The organism is Flavobacterium cupriresistens (genome assembly GCF_020911925.1).
In the GTDB taxonomy this organism is placed as follows: Bacteria; Bacteroidota; Bacteroidia; order Flavobacteriales; family Flavobacteriaceae; genus Flavobacterium; species Flavobacterium cupriresistens.
In genome coordinates this window covers 92,175-111,656 of record NZ_CP087134.1, presented here as the reverse complement: position 1 = coordinate 111,656, position 19,482 = coordinate 92,175, and the positions used below count along the sequence as shown (strand labels likewise).

Here is a 19,482-nt window from a genome sequence, read left to right as displayed (position 1 = left end):
TTATGTTAATTTCTTTTTTTTCAAATGTAACTAATTTAAGTTTATATCAAAATGATAATGCGGTGAATTGTCAAGAAAAATCTTTTTAATTTTTATAACAAAAAACCGCAAAAGCAGCGGTTTTTTATGAGCGGAAGGATGCTTTTTTTTAATCAGAATTAATTTTTCGTAGTCTGTAGGTATGCAGTAACACCGCTATAGAGGAGCCAATTACAATAGGTATAGCGCCAATAAGCATTCCATAAGTGATGTATATAGAATTGGCAATCAGAGAAAATAGTCTTAGTTTTCTTTCTCCTTTAAGAGACATAGAAAACAGATTGATCGTTATTCCTAAATAACCAATTAGGTCCGTGATTAGTGATAGCATAGTTTTGAGCTTAGGTTATAATTTTATTTCGAAGAGACAGACCGGAACATTATGGTAGTGTGCGGGTAGTTTTTCAGGATTTTTTATTTTGGTGATTTCAATAAATTTGAAACCATTTTTGACATACATGGTAATCAATCCCGGATTTATACCGGCAGTGTCTAATCGTACATATTTTTTGTTGTTTTGAATGGCAAAATTTTTCGTCCACTCCAAAACTTTTGAAATAATGTTTAATCCTCTGAAATTTGGGTTAGTGGCTATTCGATGGAGATATACACTTGGGTCTGCATTTTTTTCGTTCCAAATTTCAGGATCGTCAAAAGTGGTAACCCAAACGCATGCAATTTCATCGTTTAGGACTAATTTCCATTGTCTGTTTTCTGCAATCTCCGTTGCTATACTTTTTTTTGGCAAATCCGGCCAAGGTGTTCCTTTTTTTTCTTTTTGATAAACTATTGCTTCATCATAAAGTGTTTTGATGTTTGGTATGTCATCGATTGTGCTGTTTACTATTTTCATCGCTTTTCGTTTAAATTGAGAAACAAAATTAGAAGCAAAATGTTGACTATTTTATGCTGTGTAGTCTCTTTTGTGGGATAAAACTTTTAATTTTAGGGCTTAAATAGTTTAATTATGCGTCAACTTGATGAGTATGATAAAAGGATATTACATTTTCTTCAAAAGAATAACAGGATAACCACAGAAGAATTAAGTCATAAAGTAAATTTAAGTCAGAGTGCAGTCCAGAGAAGAATTGCTAAAATGAGGGAGGAAAATATAATTGAAGCAGATATTTCTATTGTATCTCCTGAGGCAATTGGTATTGGGATAACATGTGTCGTAGATGTTGTTCTGCTTGATGGTAGTTCGAAAGCAATTGATGAATTTAAAACCGGAATGCAAAACTGCGAAGAAGTGTCACAATGTTATTATGTGACGGGGAGCTATGATTTTGTATTAATTGTACAAGTAAAAGACATGCATCATTTTGAAGTGTTTCAAAAGAAGTATCTTTTGGATAATAAAAATCTGAAACATTTTTATACACACGTTGTAATGGATCGAGTGAAAGTGAATTATAGTATTAGTATTTAAAAAGGAATTAAAAGCAGAAAAAGCCCCAAATTAGGAGCTTTTTCTGTTTTAATAAAGTAAGATTATTTTTTAATTAGCTGTTCCAAGGGTTTCAACTGCTCCATGTCAATTTTAGATTTTTGTAAAACCGACATTAACGTCATGATGTTATTCGGATTCATGTTTTTTCCTAAAACGCGTACTACTGCAAATCCGCTTTCTTTTCTGTTGGCAAAAACTATAAATTCTTCGATGTTCTCATCAGTACCTACATAACTTATAGAAGCGCCTTCTTTACCGGAGCCAAACTTCATCAGTTCCTGATATTTTGGATCTTTTAAAATAGCTTTTACTTTAGTTCTTTCTGTTTCAAATTCGGCCTTGTTTGTTGCATTTGCTTTAAAGGCAAGAATATTCATTTTGTCAAAAGAGTTTAAAGCTTCGGATTGTTCTGTAGATAGTTTTGCTTTGTCTAAGTTTAGAATACTAGGCGAGATATCAAGAGCAATGAAGTTTTTGTTATCTGTGTTTTCAACAAAATATTTTTGCAAGGAAGGCTCAGATTTACAACTTAGTAAAGTAAGTAAAGCTAAAAGGGCTGAGGTAAAGACGCTGACTTTCATGTTATTTTTTGTTTTTAGAAGCTTTTTTTAAGTCAGAACCACCAGGAAGTTGCATTTTGTCTGTTAGCACTGAAATTTCGTTTAAGTCAAAATTACCCGTAAGAGATAATAAAACAGTTTCGTCGTTTTTAGCACCGTCAATATACATTAGTAATTCTCTTACCTGTGTATCGCTGGCACCTGATTTAATTAATATTCTAACGTTTTTACCACTGTCATTTATGCGCATTAATTCTTCTAAACCGGCAGTTTTAATGTATTTGTCGGCAGAAGCTTTCATGTCGGCCTCGATTTTTGGGTTTTTGGTAGTGAATACTTTTAGATAGTCTAATTTTTTAATCAGGTTAACGTACTGTTGCGTTTCCTTGTCTTTGGCATCGACTTTTACTTTGCTCATTAAGTCGAACATTTTTTTGTTTACAATTACAGAGGTCACATCGTCCTGACCGTCAAATTTGTCAAAAGCACCCTGTGCATAAAAAACAGTGGTAGCGAATGTGAAAACTAGTGTTATGATGAAATTTTTCATTTTTATAAATTTTAAATTATTGTTTGAAGATTTTGTTTTTTGATTGTTCGTATTCGTGAATGTACTGTACACTTTCTAGACCTACATTCACATTGTTTGACACTAAGGCTAAGGCTTTTTGCGTTGCTGCTAAGGCCTCTTCCGGATTGTCGTAGGTTCCTAATTCTGATTGCGCTACAACCGGAGTTGCGTTTTTATCGCTTACATAATAGGTCCCGATTCCCAGTAAAATAACAGCAGAGGCTGCAATTGATAACCACGTAACATTTCGTTTTTTAGTTTGTAGTGGAATCTCCTGCGTCGATTTTTGTTCTTTTACCTGAGAGAAATAACCAAACATTGGTTGGTATTGCTCCAAATGCTGCGCAACATTTGGTGAAGAAAAATAGTCTTTTAATTCGTTTTCTTCAGCAATAGTAGTTTCTCCCTGAAAGTATTTTTCTAATATATATTCTATTCTATTTAATTCCATAACGGTGTGTATTAAGCATTGATTCTCTAATTTTTTTTCTCGCTCTCGAAAGGGCTACCCGGATAGCCGTTTCATTCATGTTGACAATTTTTGCTATTTCATCAAATTCATATTGTTCAACATCGCGTAACTGTATTAATATTTGTAATTGCTCCGGTAATTGACCGATTATTTTTTCTACCCATTCTAAACTGTCCGCATCTTCGAGTTTTTTGTCTAATTGCGGCTGTCGGTCTGTAAAATTGTTGTGTACAATTTGAAGATTTCCGGCTCTTTTAGATTTTAGCTGATCGAGACAATAATTTTTGGTCATGGTCATCGCTAGAGCTTCAACACTGGAATAGGTTTCTAAATTTTCTTTCTTATTCCATAATTTAACCATTACTTCCTGAGTAGCATCCTCGGCTTCTTCAGTGCTGGTCAGCAACCTTTTGGCCAGACGAAATACTTTGTCTTTAAAAGGATTTATTAACTCTATGAAAACAATTTGATTCATAAATCAGGGTTATTGGTTAGCTTATATAAAGGAAGACGAGGTACAATTAATTTTGTTACAACAGAACTGAAAAAAAATAGTATAAAAAAAAAGATAATTAAACTACCTATTGTTAAAACTAAAGATAGTATTTTTACGTTATTACTTTTATATAGATACCAGTTTATGAAAACAATATTAAGAAGTTTACTATTATTAGGCTTACTTCTCTTCTCTTTACAATCTTGTGAAGACCAGGATGACATTGCTGCTCCGGCAAATTTGCAGATAAACGATTTTATCTGGAAAGGACTAAATCAGTACTATCTTTGGCAGGCTGATGTTCCTAATTTATCTGATGAGCGCTTCGGAAATAAGCAAAGTGCCTTAAATTCTTTTTTGAGTGGCTATGCCGAGCCGGAGAATTTGTTTCAGGATTTATTGAATAAACCGGCGAGTAAATTTCCTAAAGGAGAAGCAATTGACCGATTCAGTTGGATTGTTAAGGATTATAGCGTTTTAGAACAAGAACTTCAAGGAACCAGTAAAAGTACCGGAATTGATTTTAAGTTGAGTTATAAAGGAGGAAGCAATTCAGATCTGGTAGGTTTTGTACGTTATGTTGTTCCGGGTTCAGACGCTTCGGGCAAAAGTATCAAACGTGGTGATCTATTTACGGCTGTAAACGGAACTCCGCTTACCGCTTCTAATTACAGACAATTGCTTTTGGATTCGGAGAGTTATACTTTGAATTTAGCGCAGTATAACGGAAATGTTATAGAATCAAATGGAAAATCGGTTACGTTGGTAAAGACAACGCTGAATGAAAATCCAATTCTGATCAATAAAGTTATTACGTCCGGAAGTCATAAAATTGGTTATTTGATGTATAATGGTTTTTATAGCACTTATGATTCGCAGTTAAATGATGCTTTTGAGGAATTAGCAACGCAGGGGGTAACTGACTTAGTTCTTGATTTGAGATACAATGGAGGAGGATCGGTTCAGACCGCTACACGTTTGGCCAGTATGATTACGGGGCAGTTTAAAGACCAGATTTTTGCTAAAGAAAAATGGAACGCTAAGCTTACCGCTTATCTTGAGACGGAAGATTCGGAATCTTTAAACAATAGGTTTGTAGACAATATTAACGGAAGAGCCATTAATAGTTTGCGTTTAAGTAAAGTATATGTGCTGACTTCTAATGGAACTGCTTCTGCAAGTGAATTAATTATAAATGGATTAGTTCCTTATATTACTGTAGTACAAATTGGAGATTATACAGTTGGAAAAAATGTAGGATCCGTAACACTATATGATTCCGAAACATTTACAAAAAACAAAGTCAATACAAGTCATAAATACGCCATGCAACCTTTGGTTCTTAAAATTGTTAATGCAACAGGTTTTGGTGAATATACAGATGGTCTTAAACCTGCTTATGAGCAACTTGAGTATTTATCTAATTTAGGTGTTTTAGGAGATCCTTCAGAGCCTTTATTAAATACTGCCATTGCTAAAATTACCGGTGCTTCGGCTAAAAAAGTACAACAGGACAGAGGGAAGGCACTTCGATCTTTCATCGATTCCAAAGCAATGAATGGTATCGGAAATCAAATGTATGTTGAGAAAGCTCCGGAAGGGCTTTTGAGAACATTAAATTAATGATGATCGTATTGTAAGACATACATTATTAGACAAAAATAGTTTAATTAAACACCCATAAAATCAGTTTTATGGGTGTTTTTTTGTTCTTACGGTAAATAGTTCCAAATAAAAAGAGGCTGCCTAATTTTTAATTAGACAACCTCTTTGTTCCAAAAAAATAAAATAATAATAAAGGATGAATTGATTACGTTGAAAAATAATTACAGAATTATTTTATCAGACGTTTTTCTTAGTTATTAAAGTAAAAACCGTTTGGTGTTACTTCTACTTTAAATACGTTAGTTTCTGTCCCTGTCAATGTATAGGTGTAGATGTCTCCATTATCCAGAAAGTTAATAGCATCGGCAACATATATTTTACTGTTTTTAACTGCAAAACCGTAAAGAGTGGTAACTTTAGTTGCTTTGAATGTTGCTGCAGCGGGTAAAGTTGTAGTGCTTGTAGCAGCAGAATAAATGTCTTTTCCAACTGTGTAATAAAGCTTGTTGTTTTCAATGTCTAAAAATCCAGGATGTGTTTTAGCTGAAAAGTCAATTGTAGATGCTACAGTATTAGTGCTTAAGTTAACTTTTACTAATTTTCCGGCTGTTTCAGGAGCTGCATAACTTGGTCTTCCATTACATAAAACATATAAAGTTCCATTATCTTTTACAAGTGAACTCGGAACGTCACCCACTACAAAATTAGTAGTGACCTTATTAGTTGCACTGCTGATAACAGTTAAAGAATTTCCTTGACTGAATCCACCTTTGTGTGCTACATAAAGACTTCCGTTATTTTCGATAATCTTTTCCGGACCTTCAACAACAGGGATTTTAGATGTGATTTTATTTGCAGTAAGGTCAAATATAGCTACATAGTCATCTGTCGCGCTTGCTCCGTCTCCCCAGTTTGTTACGTATCCTTTTCCATTTGCAAAAGCAATATATCTAGGATTGCTTAAGTCTGCGGTAACAGTTGCTATACTTTTAAAAGTATATCGGTTAACGACTTCAATTTTATTGGAACCGTTTACCACGATGTAAGCAAAATTACCATTAAAGCCAATGCTTTGTGGTGCATCACCAATTTTTTTTCCGGTATTTACTAATGAAAATACATTGTTTTCGATTTTTAAATCTTCCGATAAATAAGAGATTGATCCATTGCCTTTTTCAAAATTTCCTTCATTAGCAATAAACAATCCACCATCATAATTACCACGTGGTTCTTGTACCGGATCTGTAGTGTCGTCGTCACTGCTACAAGAGGCGAAAAAGGCCGAGCTTACAAGGAGTGCTAAAAATAGTTTGTTTAATTTCTTCATGTTTTTTAAAAGTTAAGGTTAATGTATATTGTGTAATTTCTCCCCGGCATTTGTCTGTTAGTCACTGGCTGATAATTTTCATTCCAGATATTTAGCATTTGAAATCCAAGTTTGTAACTGTTTTTTTTGCCAAAATCATAATCAACACCCAAATTGCCAATACTGTATGCTTTTACTTTTGTATTTGGGTTATTAAAAGGTGTGGTATAAGCATCTCCTGTATATAAATATTGAAAATAAGAAGATACCTTTTTCCAATTATAAGAAGCTGATCCTGTTAGTTTATGGTAAGGAACATATATTAATTGCTTGTAAATTGATTCTCCACGAATCACTTGTTTACTTTCTGAAATGGTATACGCATAAGTCCCATTGAGTGTGAAGTTGTGGTTTTCTATTTTTGTTTTCCATTCCAAGAGCACTTCTGCACCATACGCTCTAACTTTGTCTGTGTTTTCCGGAGACCAAACATCACCGCTGCCTTCTTTAGGAACCCAGCGTAACAAGTCCCGAATTGCATTGTAATATGCAGTTACAGAAAGAGTGAAATTTTTTGTAAAAAACTCATTGCCAATTTCACCTTGATAAGAAGTTTCAGGTTTCAAGTCAGGATTACCGCTTCCTTGCCAAAATAAGTCATTGTAAGTGGGCATTCTGAAATTCTTTGATGCGTTTAATTTTATACGATAAAAGTCTGTGAATTGGTATCTTGTTCCAAAAGAAAAAAGAAATGGATTTCCGTAATTGTCGGTTACTTCTTGACGAATACTGGCGGTATAATCCCATCTGTCCGTTACTAAATGACGCAATAACAAACTGGCAGAACCGATTTCTCTTTTTACATTATTAATACTTGAACCATATCCTTTATTTCGAGTGTAATCGATAATAGCATTTAATTTGATTTTATCATTTACATCAAAGGCTAAATCATATTTTAGAATAGAAGTCTCAACTTTTCCATAGGTAAAGAGTTCCGAATTAATGTTTCCAAAATACTTATAAGATTCTCCAATATGAGCAGCTCTTAACTTAGAAGTAAAACGATCAAAAACACTTTCCCATTCTAAAAGATTACGGGTGTTAAAATCATTGTATTTTGCTTTAGTATCACTTGGAGAAGTGAGTGAGAAGTGACGTTCTGAATCGTAAAACTGACTGTATAATTTTAAGGTGTTTTTCGGATCAATTTTATATCCAAATGAGGTATTCATACTAGTATTATAGTACGCACCATTTAGATTTTTTTGATCGATTGTTCCCGGATATTTAAAATCATTTTGAGAACTGTTTCTGGAAATACTGACTTGAAGACTGTACTTTTCTGATGCTATGGCAGCACGGTAATTTGCGCTGTAGGTGTCAAAACTTCCACCGCTAAAAAACAAATGATTAGAGAATTGTTTTTTGAAACTCAAATCATTATTAAGGTGAATACTTCCGCCGATAGCGCCACTTCCGTATAAAATACTTCCCCCTCCGGCTTTTACGGCTATGGAATTAAAATCACGTGTCCCGATCGTATTAAAGTCAGTTTGACCTAAAAATTGGGAATTAATATTGATTCCGTTCCAAATGACTGCGGTTTGTGCGCTGGTTGTCCCTCTAAAGGAAGGTCCGGAAGTCATTCCGAGTCCGTTTTCTTTAAAATAGATAACCGTATTGTAATTTAAAAGAGAGGTTAAGGATGATTGATTTCTGTTAATTACAGAATCATTCAAGGTTTGAACAGATTGTGTGCCCGAGTATTTTTTAAGATTGGTGTCCGAAACAATCACTTCTTTCAATTTTGTTATAGAATCATTCTGTGCCAAAAGGATCTGACACAATAAGAGCAAACAAAAAGACAACCGTTTTTTTAAAGTCATAATTTCTAAACTCTTGTTCCCGAGAGTTCGATATTAGTTACAAAGGCAGGTCTCCTGGCTCGCGTCTTGTTGTTTACCTTCCCATTCGCCAAAGCGAGCAGTGGTTTTGTAGTTAACAACAAGCATTCATTTCTGAACTAAGCTTACAGTTGCGGGTACAGCTCAAGTTTTTACTTGATTCCCTTTTTAATGTGCTAAATAAATCAGTAACACAACCTTAAATTTTTTGCAAAGATAAAGTTAAAATTATTGAATTTTCAAATTTGGTCTGTTTTTTATGTGAATTCCTAAAACAAATTTACAGCTGTAGGTTTATTTTGACGACTTGTCCAAAATCGACTTTATTCTGAAAAGCATCTTTCAGCGGGAGTGAAGTATGGTGGCAAAGCAGGCTTCTGATGACTCCTGCATGGGTAACAATAATTATCGGTTGGTCTGCTTTTTTTGAAATTTGCTCTGATAAAAAAGCACCGGTTCTGTCATGTAATTCAATAAAAGATTCTCCGTTTGTAGCGTGAACAGTCACAAAATCTTCCATCCACGGATTAAGTTGTTCGGGTAGAATGTCATTCCAGTTTTTCATTTCCCAATCTCCAAAATTCATTTCCATTAGTCTTTTGTCTTCCTGGTAAGAAATGGTTTTGATTTCGTTTTGAATGTGTTTTGCTAAAATTACACAGCGTTGTAAAGGGCTTGAGAAGAGAATCGCTTCTTGTGGCAATTGTGAAATGATATTTTCAAAAATAAGTTCAAAAGGTTCTGCTAGAGCGACATCAGATTGTCCGTAGCAAATGCCCTTTTCGCAGATCGTTTCGGTATGACGTACTAAATAAATTTCCATATCAAAAGAAGCGCTAAATAATAAACAACTTCACACACCTGTTGCGTAGCTCCCAAGCAGTCGCCCGTATAACCGTCAATCCATTTCTGAAAGTAACGCGCTAAAAAATAACGGGTCAAAAAAACAGGAATTAAAACCAAAAGAATCTGGTATTTGAAATAGGAAAGCACAAGTAGAGGGACTAATCCAAAGAAAAAGGAACCCAAAATTTCTTTCCAGGTATTGCTTTTAGCAATGGGTTTGCTTTTACTTGAAGCATCATCACGCGAATACTCATGAGTGAAAATGATACTAATCGCTGCCAAACGACTCAAAGCATGAGCTGAAACAAATAATAAGAAAATTTGAAAAAGTGCTGTTGAATCCTGAACTTGAAAAGGTGCTATAGATTCTGAAAGCAGTTTGAACTTTAATAAAAAAAGCAAAACCAAACCAATGGCACCATAGGCACCAATAGCGCTGTCTTTCATAATGAGTAGTATTTTTTCCTTGGTCCAGCCTCCGCCAAAACCATCACAAACATCTGCAAAGCCATCTTCATGAAAAGCTCCTGTAGTTAATATAGAAGCAATAAAAGCGAGTATCACAGCTGTTTCTACCGACAGAAAAAGAGAAAAAAAATAAAATGCCAAAAAGGAAATACTTCCAACAATCCAGCCTATCAAAGGGAAATAGCGTGTTGCTTTATTTAGATAATCGGGATTATGATCAATGTTTTTTGGACATGGAATCCGGGTGTAAAACATGAGCGCAGTGAAGAATATATGGAGTTCTTTTTTCATTGGTAAGAGTATGTAGTTATTTGGCTAAAGCCAGTTTGATTGCTTTCATGAAACCAACATCTAAAGATGTTGGCAATTGAATCTGTACAAAGGCTTTCTTTTTTTGAAATTAATGTTTTTCTGAATTTTTAGTGGATTTCTATTTGGTGTTTTTTGTAAAATTATAGTAAAAGAAAAGGTTATTTGTGATTTGAAATGTTTTTATTGAATTGCCTCCAGATTTATCTGGAGGTTATCAAGTTTAAATTAAAAAGGGTTTTAGTCAAATTTTATGCATATAACTATTTGAGATTCTATTTGTCTTTACAGTGCTATAAATTTCATAGATTATGTTAGGGACTATTTTTTTATTGAATTGCCTCCAGATTTATCTGGAGGTTACCAAGTTTAAATTAAAAAGGGCTTTAGCCAAATTTTATGCGCATAACTCTTTGCGATTCAATTTGTTTTTGCTGTATTATAAATTTATAGATTGTGTCAGAGCTGTTTTTTTATTGAATTACCTCCAGATAAATCTGGAGGATTATAAAATTTAAATTAGAAAAAACTTTAGCCAAATTTTATTTAGGATTTATTTTTTGAAACCCAAATTTTCTAATAATCTCATCATATTCTTCTTGAAATGTTTTATTCTTATGGTGTAATTCTTGATTTTTTATATAATACCTTACCTTATCAACTATTGATTCAGAAACGGAGATATCAAAATACTCATCTTGCCATTCAAATTTTTCTTTAGTTAACTTATTTTTATTAATCCAAAAAGAAGATTCGCCTTTTATTAAGTGCATAATTTTTTGAATACTTTGATCGGCACCTAATGAAATTAAACAATGACAATGATCTGAGTACCCATTTATGTGATCAATGTAAATTCCTTTTTCTTGGGCATTCACTTTGATATGTTTCCATACTTTTTCTCGTAATTCGAAAGAACTTAAGTGAGGAACCCTGTTTTTTGTACTCCAAACAAAATGAATATAAATTTTAAGAAAAGGCATATTCTACATATTAAAAGTTACTTTTTGCTAACCCCCGCATTTTCAAAAGTAGCCATTTCATTCAGAAAAGCTTCTGCCGATTTTAAAATTGGAAGAGCAATCGCGCAGCCTGTTCCTTCTCCCAAGCGTAAATCTAAATTTAGAATAGGTTTCGCTTCTAAATAGTTTAATAATTTCTGATGGGCCTGCTCGGCTGAAACGTGGCAAAAAACGGCATTTCTTTTAATATTCGGATTTATTTTCGAAGCTATTAAATATGCTACACTACAAATAAAGCCATCGACCAAAATCAACATTTTACGATCATAAGCAGCTAGCATACCACCCGCCATTTGTATAATTTCAAAACCTCCAAAATAAGCCAATTGCTGTTGCATTTCCGTTTGACCTGCATAATTTTCAATCGCTTTTTTCAGTATGTTTTGTTTTTGGATCAGTTTTTCGTCTTCAACACCAGTTCCTCTTCCAACACATTCTTCGATCGGAAAACCCGTTAGAAGACTCATTAATACTGCTGCTGTAGAGGTGTTTCCAATTCCCATTTCACCAAAACCAATGCAATTAGAATCCGTTTCTGCGATAGCATTTACAATGGATTTTCCTTTTTCAAAGCACAATTGCAGCTCCGTTTCGCTCATAGCGGGAGCGTGTAAAAACGATTGTGTTCCTTTTGCAATTTTGGCATTTATTAATTTGGCATTTGTTGGAAAATCATAGTTCACACCCGCATCTACAATAGATAATGTAATGTCATTTTGTTTGCAGAAAACATTTATTGCCGCGCCCTCTTCGAGAAAATTAGCAACCATTTGGCGGGTAACATCTTGTGGATAGGCACTGACACCATGATTTGAAATTCCATGATCGGCTGCAAAAACAACGATATTTGGACTTTTTATTTTAGGATTTAAAGTTTCAAAAACATGTCCCATTTGCAAAGCCAAGGTTTCTAAAATGCCCAAAGCACCGATAGGTTTGGTTTTAGAATCTATTTTTTCCTGCAAAAGGGTATTGAAATCCGATTGGTCCTTAGATGCTGATTGTGGATTTATTTGAAGATTCGAAACCACACTTTCAAGCACATTAGTAATTTCGGTCACATCAGGGACTTCCGATTTTTGTTTCCAGTTGAGTTGTTGCAACATCGGCTGGTTATCGTAATTGGTAGCCGGTTTTCCGATACAGAAATAACCAAGGGGTTCGATGTTCTCCGGTAGATCGAGTATTTTTTTGAATTGATAATAGTTTAGAATAGAAACCCATCCCATCCCAAAACCTTGTTCAGTAAGCGAAAGCCAAATGTTTTGTGCGGCACAAACGGAACTAAATTTAACCGCTTCATTACTTCCAACCGTTCCAATAGTGAATTGATTTAAAACCGCTCGGTCATAAGCGATAATAAGTCCAATTGGAGCTTCTTCAATCGCTTCTAATTTCAGCGATTTATAATGCTCTTTTTGCTCTGGATTGTCTGTAAGAGCTTCGGCTTTTTTATTATACTCTAAAAATAAATTTTTGATGGCACTTTTAACTTCAGTCGATCTGATGATGTAGTATTTTGTAGCATCAGTTAAACCAACAGAAGGAGCCCAATGTCCTGCCTGTAAAGCTTTGTTGATTACTTCATCAGGTATTTCCTCTGCGGTGAAATGTCGGGTGTCCCGACGTGATTTTAAAATATCGTCTAAATAACTCATAAGCTTGTAAAATTACAATATTAAAAATTCCAAATTCCAAAAAGCGAATAAATGCGTTGGAATTTGGAATTTGAGATTTGGAATTTACTACAACTAGCCTTTTATTTTAACCGGAATTCCAGAGACCATCAAAACAACCTCATCTGCTTTTGAAGCCAAAAATTGATTCATCCAGCCTTGCAACTCGGTAAATTTCCTTCCGATATGAGTTTCTGCGTGAACGCCCATTCCAATTTCATTAGTAACAATGATCAAGATCGCGTCTTTTTGATTGGCTATTTTTTCAAATTCAGCTTTGGCTTCTTCTAAAGATAAAGACACGTCATTTTTAGTATCAACGAAAAAATTCGTAAGCCATAGGGTGACACAATCGATGAGTGCTACGCTTCCGGTGAAGTCAATTTCGCTTAAATGTTTTTCTTTTTCAATATTCGTCCAACGCTCGTCACGTTCCTGTTGGTGTCGGTCGATTCTATTCTGAAAATCGGCATCCCATTTTCTTGCCGTTGCGACATATATGGGCGTACTAGAAAGTTGCAAAGCCAAATTTTGAGCATAACTGCTTTTCCCGGATCGCTCGCCGCCTGTAATTAGATAGATCATTTTTTTATGAGATGTTATTTATGAGATGTTGATTGTAAAATGTAAAATGTTATTTGTGAGATGTAAATGGAAAGAGATACTAAACCGTAATTGGTAATTTGCAATTCACTTTTTGCAAAAAACATTTTACATTTCACAGTATTAATAAGGACAATGTCTGCATCCGTTTCCGCAACAGTTGCCTCTTTTTAGGTGAAACCAGGCTTTAAAAACATATTTGTTGTCTTCGAGATAATAATCAATTCCCTCAATTAACTGTTCTGATTTGGGTAAGGCTGCGGCTTTATTGTGAAGCGCTTTTTCCGGAGTTAAAGTTTCTACATAAGCTTCAATTTTATCTTCACAGGCTTCTTTAAAGCAAGCCGGACAAAGACAATCGCCGCCTTCGGAGAGATTAAAAATAGGAGGGTAATTATTGCACCAACATTTGTTCTCAACAGAAATATCTCCGCAGCTAAAAGTAGATTCACAGCTTGAGCAAACTTTTGTTTTTGTGGTATTCATGTAGGTAAAGATAATATTTATTTAATTTTGTCAGATTAAAGAGGGGTAAAAAAAATAGAAATTGATTTACCTTTGCTGTTAATTGAAACCGGCATTATGAAATTGTAATGATTCAAAATGACCTATATTTATCACGAATTACAAATACTATACCTATAACCTACTTATGAAACATTTAGTATCTAAATTTATTTTTGTTTTTTCTTTTTTTCTTCTGGTTGGATGCAAAAAGAATGAGAATACAGAAAGCGTAAAATCTGAAATTGCAAAAAACAGTATAGAATATGCTTCGGGGCTTTCTATTGTAAAACACGAAGGTTATTCGGTGGTAACGGTTTCAAATCCGTGGCCAAATGCCAATAAAAACTACACGTATATTTTAAAAGAAAAAACAGCGGAAGTTCCGGATAGTTTACAATCTTATCCTGCTATAAAAGTTCCTTTGGAGTCTGTTGTAGTGACCTCAACAACCAATATTCCGTTTCTGGAAATGCTCGAAGTAGAGAACAAACTGGTAGGTTTTCCACATACCGATTATGTTTCTTCTGAGAAAACAAGAGCATTAATCGATAAAGGAGCTGTTAAAAATGTGGGGCAGAACGAGAAACTGAATATCGAACAATTAATCGAATTGACACCGGATTTAATTGTAACGTTTGGTGTAGACAACAACAATCCAATGTTGGATAATTTGAAAAAAAGCGGACTAAATGTATTCATTCAGGCCGATTGGATGGAGCAGTCTCCACTTGGAAAAGCAGAATGGATCAAACTTTACGGCGCCCTGTTTGGCAAAGAAGAAAAAGCAAAAGAATTGTTTGATAAAATTGTTTTGAGTTACAATCAGGCTAAGAAATTAGTAGCGGGTAAAAAAGCCGCTTCTACCGTTTTATATGGCTCAATGTACGAAGACACCTGGTATGTAGCAAAAGGAAACAGTTGGGTAGCTGAATTTATGAAAGATGCACAAGCCAATTATTTATGGGCCGATCTTAAAGGAACCGGAAGCGAAGGTTTGTCTTTCGAAAAAGTACTCGTAAAAGCCAAAACAGCTAATTTTTGGATTGCTACGGGAGCTGTTAAAAACCTCGAAGAACTAGGGAAGAACAATCCGCACTATACAGAATTTGATGCTTTTAAAAATAAAAATGTTTATAATTTTGAAAGCAAGTTAGGGGCAACCGGAGGTACTATCTATTACGAATTATCACCAAGCCGACCTGATTTGGTTTTAAAAGATTATATCAAGATTTTTCATCCGGATTTACTTCCCGGTTATGAGTTTACTTTTGCTGCTAAATTGAACTAAATTGGCAGATAAAAAACGAAATACTATTTTATTTTTGATGCTGGGTTTAGGCTTGGTTTTTATGTTTCTGGCCAGCATTAGTCTGGGCTCCGTCACCATTCCGTTAAAAGAAGTGTATACGAGTCTGACGGGTGGACATGCGAGTAAACCGGCATGGGAATACATCATTATAAATTACAGATTACCAAAGGCGATTACAGCTGTTTTGGTAGGAACGGGTTTGTCAATTAGTGGTTTACTGATGCAGACTTTGTTTCGGAATCCGCTTGCGGGACCCTATGTTTTAGGATTGAGTTCCGGGGCCAGTTTAGGTGTGGCTTTCGTGATTTTGGGAGCCGGATTTTTACCGTCCTTTTTAAGTGCAATTGCGTTGTCTTCTTACGGAATTGTATTAGCCTCTACTTTAGGAAGTACTTTAGTTTTATTATTGGTTTTGGTGGTCTCACAGAAATTGCGGGACACTATGGCGATCCTAATTGTGGGCCTTATGTTTGGAAGTTTTACCACTGCCATTGTAAGTGTTTTAACGTATTTTAGTACCGCAGAACAGCTTCAGAAATTTACTTTTTGGTCGATGGGGAGTTTAGGAAATCTTTCCTGGTCTACCATTGGTATTTTTACGATTTGCGTGAGTATTGGGCTGCTTTTAAGCGCGAGTAGTATAAAACCTTTAAATGCCTTGCTTCTAGGAGAGAATTATGCCAAAAGTGTGGGCTTGAATTTCAAGAAAGCGCGATTGATTATCATATTCGCAACAAGTATTTTGGCAGGAAGTATTACCGCTTTTGCAGGTCCGATTGCCTTTATTGGTTTGGCAGTACCGCATATCGCAAAACTTACTTTTCAGACCAGTAATCATACTATTTTGTTTTGGAGTACTTTGTTTTTTGGTGCTACAATTATGTTGTTTTGTGATATCGTTTCAGAAATGCCGGGATTTGAAGTCACGCTTCCGATAAACGCAATTACATCTATTATCGGTGCGCCGGTAGTAATCTGGCTTTTGGTAAGAAAGAAAAGTTTTAACTAAAAACTTAGATCCTTAGTCACTCAGAACCTTAGCAACTTTAAAAAATGAAAAACATCTTATCAACTATAAATCTAAGTATAGGTTATCGAAATAAAAACGCGAAGGTCACAATCGCTGAAAACCTGAATTTAAATTTGGTTTCAGGAAAACTCATTTCGCTAATAGGGGCAAACGGAATTGGGAAATCGACTTTGCTGCGCACTATTACAGGAATTCAAAAGCCATTATCCGGAAAAGTTTTACTTAGTGAAAAAGACATCACCACATTTAAACCTTTAGAATTAGCACAAAACCTAAGCGTTGTTTTAACAGAAAAGCTACCGCCAAGCAATTTGTCGGTTTTTGAACTAGTAGCCTTGGGACGCCAACCCTATACCAATTGGATAGGAACCCTGACGCCCGAAGATGTAACAAAAGTAAACGAGGCTTTAGAGCTTACTCAAATCACACATTTGTCCCGAAAAAAACATTTCGAAATAAGTGACGGACAATTGCAAAAAGTATTAATTGCAAGAGCACTAGCGCAAGATACGCCGCTAATTATTTTAGATGAACCCACAACACATCTTGATTTACTACACAAAGTTTCCCTCTTTAAATTGCTAAAAAAGCTAACTCAGGAAACGCAAAAGTGTATTTTATTTTCAACACACGATATCGATTTGGCGATACAATTAAGCGATGAAATGATCATCATGACACCTGATTTATTTGTGCAGGACGAACCTTGTAATTTGATTTCAAAAGGAAGTTTTGCGACCTTATTCAAAGACGAACATATTGTTTTTGATGCTGAAAAAGGGAAGTTTGTAATTACTTAAAAGTATAATTATTCTCAGGAGCTAATCCTTCTGTTCCTTCCAATCTTTTGCTTTTTAAAGAAAAAAGCAAAAGGATTTTCCCTCCCATAAGGGCTAGGGCACTTGTATCCAAAAGAATTTCACCAGTCCTGCAAGGTTTTCAAAACCTTGTGCTTTACTCAGAAAAAAAACAAAACAACCAAAATAATTCATGCCAATTAGTGAAATTCGTGTCAAATATTTTCCTTGATAAATCAATACTTCTGTAGAATATTGGATGTGATTTCTCCTTCGTCGAAAGGACAAGCTTTACGCAGAAAAAAACACAACAACCAAAATAATTCGTGCCAATTAGTGAAATTCGTGTCGAATGTTTTCCTTTAAGAATCAATACTTCTATAGAATATTGGATGTGATTTCTCCTTCGCCGAAAGAACAAGCTTTACGCAGAAAAAAACACAACAACCAAAATAATTCGTGTCAATTAGTGAAATTCGTGTTCAATATTTTCCTTGATAAATCAGTATTTCTTCTTCATGTCAAATGATGAAAAAAGTGTCAGGTCGCTATTTGTGTTCCTGTGAGATCATGATATATGGAGTGCATTTACGTTTCAAAGGAGATACCTACAAGGTTTTGGAAATCTTGCAGGAAGAAAGCGCGGGAAGATTAAATTTTTAAACCAATCTGTCTTTTTGCCTCGCCAACGACAAAGGCAACAGAATTAGCAATATTAAAACTTCGAATCAATTTGGACATCGGAATTGTCAAATGATTTTCAAAACGAGCCAGGACTTCTTTGCTTAAACCAACGCTTTCTTTGCCAAAAACCAACCAGTCTCCGTCTTGAAAATCGGTTTCCAGATACGATTTCTCAGCATGAGAACTCATCAAAAAAACACGAGATTGATCCGGAATTTGTTGGATCCATTCTTCTACATCCGCATATTCGGTAACATCAAGATGTACCCAGTAATCCAAACCCGAACGCTTCAGGTTTTTGTCATTAATTACAAACCCAAACGGATGCACCAAATGCAAGCGACTTTCGGTACCCACACACAATCGTCCTATATTTCCGGTATTATTTGGTATTTCAGGTTCTACAAGAACAATATTCAGCATTGATTTTTTTGTTAAAAGTTAAATGTAAAAAAGTAAAAGTTTAAAGGTTTCTAGTAATTATCTAATTGACACATTATCAAATTACCACATTATCTAATTTAAAATCAGAAACCTCCAGTACCTCTCCGGCTTTTAGGTTTTGCAAATATACATTTCCTACCCGAACGCGAACCAATCTTAAAGTTGGAAAACCAACCGCAGCCGTCATTTTTCGGACCTGACGAAATTTACCTTCATTTACCGTAATCGAGGCCCATGTAGTTGGTCCGTGGCGCTCATCTCTGATTTTTTTGGCTCTCAGTCCAAAATCAGGAATTTCGGTAACGATAAAAGCTTTGCAGGGTTTGGTAATGTATTTGCCACCGTCGAAACCAATTTCCACGCCTTTTTGCAATTGCTCAATGGCTTCGGGAGTAATAACACCATCAACTTGTACATAGTATTCTTTGTCTACTTTTTTGCTTCTTATTTGTTCGCTTACCTTTCCGTCTGTGGTTAGTAAAAGTAAACCTTCAGAATCTTCATCTAATCGGCCGATAGCCATTGTACCTGCAGGGAAATCGTGTAATTCTCCCAAAAGTTTTTTCTTTCTTTTTAACTCATAGATAAACTGGCTCAGATAGCCATAAGGTTTAAAAAGAATAAAGTGTCGATGCATGTTGTTTTTTGTGGCAAAGATAGCTTTGTTTTAGGAGTACCAAAAGAAGAATTACTTTCTCTTCGTTAAAAAGTAGTTCAACTCAGATTTGATTATTTTTCTGTCACGATCCAATAAGTATATTTTTTCGGGATTTGCGCTATAATATCCGTAGTAAATTTGCTTCTCTAAGGGCTGATCCCAATTCAGAACATAAATGGTACCGTCAGGATCATTGTCCAATCCTCTTTCGATATTAAAATTTCCCTTTTCGCTAAATTCCTTTTCAGGTTCTTTTCCCTGATACACTGTAATCAATTCAAATCTATTGTTTTGCGCTACGCCATAATCGGCATCTATTTTTAAAGTAGTTTTAATTCCACTGCAATCCGCACAAGGCAATACTCCTTCAAACACGGATGTTTTGTTGAAGCGTTCATTCGTTTTGGTTACCGTTTTTTCGTTTTCAGGTGCCGTAGTTTGTTCTTCTTTTTTAGAATTACAAGCAAGTACTAAAGAAGCAACTGTGGCAATACAGATTAATTTTTTCATAGCGTTAGGGGATTTTAAAGATGATAATAAAAACGAAATTAATATACAAAAAATATACCATAAACCAAAGAGGAGATTATGAAGATGTTTATTTCATATTCGGATAATTAGTACGAAAGATACTGTATGATTACGATTAGAATAAAAACAGTATTTAGAGGTGTATTCGTACATTAAATTGGCGTTTTTTTGTTTTTTTGGACTCTTTTTTTG

At 34.8% G+C, this 19,482-nt stretch carries 22 protein-coding genes and 1 riboswitch; of the genes, 5 read left to right on the top strand and 17 right to left on the bottom strand.

Annotation, left to right across the window (positions count from 1 at the left end; all coding sequences use genetic code 11):
* Positions 1-148 precede the first annotated feature (148 nt).
* On the bottom strand, positions 149-370 hold the full coding sequence (locus LNP23_RS00550; protein WP_117610259.1) for a YgjV family protein: 222 nt from the start codon (positions 368-370) through the stop codon (positions 149-151).
* 15 nt (positions 371-385) lie between these two features.
* Positions 386-892, bottom strand: a complete 507-nt coding sequence (locus tag LNP23_RS00545; RefSeq protein ID WP_230003063.1) for a GNAT family N-acetyltransferase — start codon at positions 890-892, stop codon at positions 386-388.
* Between the two features lie 114 nt (positions 893-1,006).
* Between LNP23_RS00545 and LNP23_RS00540 the strand changes: the two genes are divergently transcribed.
* The gene (locus LNP23_RS00540; RefSeq protein WP_230003062.1) at positions 1,007-1,468 is read left to right on the top strand and encodes an Lrp/AsnC family transcriptional regulator; all 462 of its coding nucleotides are present in this window, start codon (positions 1,007-1,009) and stop codon (positions 1,466-1,468) included.
* Between the two features lie 62 nt (positions 1,469-1,530).
* Here the strand turns inward: LNP23_RS00540 and LNP23_RS00535 are convergent, their stop codons facing one another.
* The 4 genes from LNP23_RS00535 to LNP23_RS00520 are packed head-to-tail and all read right to left on the bottom strand — an operon-like array spanning position 1,531 to position 3,567.
* The gene (locus LNP23_RS00535) at positions 1,531-2,070 is read right to left on the bottom strand and encodes a DUF4252 domain-containing protein (RefSeq protein ID WP_047773901.1); all 540 of its coding nucleotides are present in this window, start codon (positions 2,068-2,070) and stop codon (positions 1,531-1,533) included.
* A gap of 1 nt (position 2,071) precedes the next feature.
* Entirely contained in the window at positions 2,072-2,599 is a 528-nt protein-coding gene (locus LNP23_RS00530; protein WP_047773900.1) for a DUF4252 domain-containing protein, read from the bottom strand.
* Positions 2,600-2,615: 16 nt separating this feature from the next.
* Positions 2,616-3,071, bottom strand: a complete 456-nt coding sequence (locus LNP23_RS00525; protein WP_230003061.1) for a hypothetical protein — start codon at positions 3,069-3,071, stop codon at positions 2,616-2,618.
* Positions 3,058-3,567, bottom strand: a complete 510-nt coding sequence (locus LNP23_RS00520; protein ID WP_047773898.1) for an RNA polymerase sigma factor — start codon at positions 3,565-3,567, stop codon at positions 3,058-3,060. The genes LNP23_RS00525 and LNP23_RS00520 overlap by 14 nt, the downstream gene beginning before the upstream one ends.
* A 165-nt stretch (positions 3,568-3,732) precedes the next feature.
* Here LNP23_RS00520 and LNP23_RS00515 point away from each other — a divergent pair, with 165 nt between their 5' ends.
* Entirely contained in the window at positions 3,733-5,211 is a 1,479-nt protein-coding gene (locus tag LNP23_RS00515; protein ID WP_230003060.1) for a S41 family peptidase, read from the top strand.
* 232 nt (positions 5,212-5,443) lie between these two features.
* On the opposite strand, the gene LNP23_RS00510 is transcribed toward LNP23_RS00515, so the two are convergent.
* The 8 genes from LNP23_RS00510 to LNP23_RS00475 form a co-directional block, all read right to left on the bottom strand.
* Entirely contained in the window at positions 5,444-6,520 is a 1,077-nt protein-coding gene (locus tag LNP23_RS00510; RefSeq protein ID WP_230003059.1) for a YncE family protein, read from the bottom strand.
* 5 nt (positions 6,521-6,525) lie between these two features.
* Positions 6,526-8,388: a TonB-dependent receptor plug domain-containing protein gene (locus LNP23_RS00505; protein WP_230003058.1), complete on the bottom strand. Its 1,863-nt coding sequence runs from the start codon at positions 8,386-8,388 to the stop codon at positions 6,526-6,528.
* A 27-nt stretch (positions 8,389-8,415) separates the two neighbouring features.
* Positions 8,416-8,623: riboswitch (cobalamin riboswitch) on the bottom strand.
* A 63-nt stretch (positions 8,624-8,686) separates the two neighbouring features.
* Positions 8,687-9,229: an alpha-ribazole phosphatase gene (cobC, locus tag LNP23_RS00500; protein WP_230003057.1), complete on the bottom strand. Its 543-nt coding sequence runs from the start codon at positions 9,227-9,229 to the stop codon at positions 8,687-8,689.
* Positions 9,214-10,011, bottom strand: a complete 798-nt coding sequence (locus LNP23_RS00495; protein ID WP_230003056.1) for an adenosylcobinamide-GDP ribazoletransferase — start codon at positions 10,009-10,011, stop codon at positions 9,214-9,216. Before LNP23_RS00495 ends, cobC begins: the two co-directional genes overlap by 16 nt.
* Positions 10,012-10,571: 560 nt before the next feature.
* Positions 10,572-11,012, bottom strand: a complete 441-nt coding sequence (tnpA, locus tag LNP23_RS00490) for an IS200/IS605 family transposase (RefSeq protein ID WP_230003055.1) — start codon at positions 11,010-11,012, stop codon at positions 10,572-10,574.
* A gap of 17 nt (positions 11,013-11,029) precedes the next feature.
* Entirely contained in the window at positions 11,030-12,709 is a 1,680-nt protein-coding gene (gene cobT, locus LNP23_RS00485; protein ID WP_230003054.1) for a nicotinate-nucleotide--dimethylbenzimidazole phosphoribosyltransferase, read from the bottom strand.
* Positions 12,710-12,802: 93 nt separating this feature from the next.
* A complete protein-coding gene (cobU, locus tag LNP23_RS00480; RefSeq protein WP_230003053.1) occupies positions 12,803-13,312 on the bottom strand; it encodes a bifunctional adenosylcobinamide kinase/adenosylcobinamide-phosphate guanylyltransferase in 510 nt (169 codons plus the stop codon).
* Between the two features lie 141 nt (positions 13,313-13,453).
* Positions 13,454-13,816: a C1orf53 family protein gene (locus LNP23_RS00475; protein ID WP_047773888.1), complete on the bottom strand. Its 363-nt coding sequence runs from the start codon at positions 13,814-13,816 to the stop codon at positions 13,454-13,456.
* Positions 13,817-13,982: 166 nt separating this feature from the next.
* Between LNP23_RS00475 and LNP23_RS00470 the strand changes: the two genes are divergently transcribed.
* Genes LNP23_RS00470 through LNP23_RS00460 form a run of 3 tightly spaced genes read left to right on the top strand, consistent with a single transcriptional unit; the run spans position 13,983 to position 16,976 of the window.
* Positions 13,983-15,125, top strand: a complete 1,143-nt coding sequence (locus LNP23_RS00470) for an ABC transporter substrate-binding protein (protein WP_230003052.1) — start codon at positions 13,983-13,985, stop codon at positions 15,123-15,125.
* A gap of 1 nt (position 15,126) precedes the next feature.
* Complete coding sequence (locus LNP23_RS00465; RefSeq protein WP_428979168.1) at positions 15,127-16,155, top strand: iron chelate uptake ABC transporter family permease subunit; 1,029 nt, start codon at positions 15,127-15,129, stop codon at positions 16,153-16,155.
* A 44-nt stretch (positions 16,156-16,199) separates the two neighbouring features.
* The gene (locus tag LNP23_RS00460) at positions 16,200-16,976 is read left to right on the top strand and encodes an ABC transporter ATP-binding protein (protein WP_230003051.1); all 777 of its coding nucleotides are present in this window, start codon (positions 16,200-16,202) and stop codon (positions 16,974-16,976) included.
* A 648-nt stretch (positions 16,977-17,624) separates the two neighbouring features.
* On the opposite strand, the gene LNP23_RS00455 is transcribed toward LNP23_RS00460, so the two are convergent.
* The 3 genes from LNP23_RS00455 to LNP23_RS00445 all read right to left on the bottom strand — a co-directional run bounded on the left by LNP23_RS00455 (position 17,625) and on the right by LNP23_RS00445 (position 19,269).
* Positions 17,625-18,080, bottom strand: coding sequence for a tRNA (cytidine(34)-2'-O)-methyltransferase (locus tag LNP23_RS00455; protein ID WP_230003050.1), 456 nt, complete (start codon positions 18,078-18,080; stop codon positions 17,625-17,627).
* 76 nt (positions 18,081-18,156) lie between these two features.
* The gene (locus LNP23_RS00450) at positions 18,157-18,738 is read right to left on the bottom strand and encodes a pseudouridine synthase (RefSeq protein WP_047773883.1); all 582 of its coding nucleotides are present in this window, start codon (positions 18,736-18,738) and stop codon (positions 18,157-18,159) included.
* 51 nt (positions 18,739-18,789) lie between these two features.
* The gene (locus LNP23_RS00445; RefSeq protein ID WP_047773882.1) at positions 18,790-19,269 is read right to left on the bottom strand and encodes a copper resistance protein NlpE; all 480 of its coding nucleotides are present in this window, start codon (positions 19,267-19,269) and stop codon (positions 18,790-18,792) included.
* Positions 19,270-19,482 lie beyond the last annotated feature (213 nt).

What these genes read in the sequence shown, in the direction of transcription:
- LNP23_RS00460 (WP_230003051.1), top strand. Translation starts at nt 16,200, where the DNA reads ATGAAAAACATCTTATCAACTATAAATCTAAGTATAGGTTATCGAAAT.
- LNP23_RS00525 (WP_230003061.1), bottom strand. Translation starts at nt 3,071, where the DNA reads ATGGAATTAAATAGAATAGAATATATATTAGAAAAATACTTTCAGGGA.
- LNP23_RS00550 (WP_117610259.1), bottom strand. Translation starts at nt 370, where the DNA reads ATGCTATCACTAATCACGGACCTAATTGGTTATTTAGGAATAACGATC.
- LNP23_RS00470 (WP_230003052.1), top strand. Translation starts at nt 13,983, where the DNA reads ATGAAACATTTAGTATCTAAATTTATTTTTGTTTTTTCTTTTTTTCTT.
- cobT (WP_230003054.1), bottom strand. Translation starts at nt 12,709, where the DNA reads ATGAGTTATTTAGACGATATTTTAAAATCACGTCGGGACACCCGACAT.
- LNP23_RS00520 (WP_047773898.1), bottom strand. Translation starts at nt 3,567, where the DNA reads ATGAATCAAATTGTTTTCATAGAGTTAATAAATCCTTTTAAAGACAAA.
- LNP23_RS00530 (WP_047773900.1), bottom strand. Translation starts at nt 2,599, where the DNA reads ATGAAAAATTTCATCATAACACTAGTTTTCACATTCGCTACCACTGTT.
- LNP23_RS00540 (WP_230003062.1), top strand. Translation starts at nt 1,007, where the DNA reads ATGCGTCAACTTGATGAGTATGATAAAAGGATATTACATTTTCTTCAA.
- LNP23_RS00515 (WP_230003060.1), top strand. Translation starts at nt 3,733, where the DNA reads ATGAAAACAATATTAAGAAGTTTACTATTATTAGGCTTACTTCTCTTC.
- LNP23_RS00450 (WP_047773883.1), bottom strand. Translation starts at nt 18,738, where the DNA reads ATGCATCGACACTTTATTCTTTTTAAACCTTATGGCTATCTGAGCCAG.
- cobC (WP_230003057.1), bottom strand. Translation starts at nt 9,229, where the DNA reads ATGGAAATTTATTTAGTACGTCATACCGAAACGATCTGCGAAAAGGGC.
- LNP23_RS00455 (WP_230003050.1), bottom strand. Translation starts at nt 18,080, where the DNA reads ATGCTGAATATTGTTCTTGTAGAACCTGAAATACCAAATAATACCGGA.
- LNP23_RS00495 (WP_230003056.1), bottom strand. Translation starts at nt 10,011, where the DNA reads ATGAAAAAAGAACTCCATATATTCTTCACTGCGCTCATGTTTTACACC.
- LNP23_RS00535 (WP_047773901.1), bottom strand. Translation starts at nt 2,070, where the DNA reads ATGAAAGTCAGCGTCTTTACCTCAGCCCTTTTAGCTTTACTTACTTTA.
- LNP23_RS00505 (WP_230003058.1), bottom strand. Translation starts at nt 8,388, where the DNA reads ATGACTTTAAAAAAACGGTTGTCTTTTTGTTTGCTCTTATTGTGTCAG.
- LNP23_RS00510 (WP_230003059.1), bottom strand. Translation starts at nt 6,520, where the DNA reads ATGAAGAAATTAAACAAACTATTTTTAGCACTCCTTGTAAGCTCGGCC.
- LNP23_RS00445 (WP_047773882.1), bottom strand. Translation starts at nt 19,269, where the DNA reads ATGAAAAAATTAATCTGTATTGCCACAGTTGCTTCTTTAGTACTTGCT.
- LNP23_RS00545 (WP_230003063.1), bottom strand. Translation starts at nt 892, where the DNA reads ATGAAAATAGTAAACAGCACAATCGATGACATACCAAACATCAAAACA.
- tnpA (WP_230003055.1), bottom strand. Translation starts at nt 11,012, where the DNA reads ATGCCTTTTCTTAAAATTTATATTCATTTTGTTTGGAGTACAAAAAAC.
- cobU (WP_230003053.1), bottom strand. Translation starts at nt 13,312, where the DNA reads ATGATCTATCTAATTACAGGCGGCGAGCGATCCGGGAAAAGCAGTTAT.
- LNP23_RS00475 (WP_047773888.1), bottom strand. Translation starts at nt 13,816, where the DNA reads ATGAATACCACAAAAACAAAAGTTTGCTCAAGCTGTGAATCTACTTTT.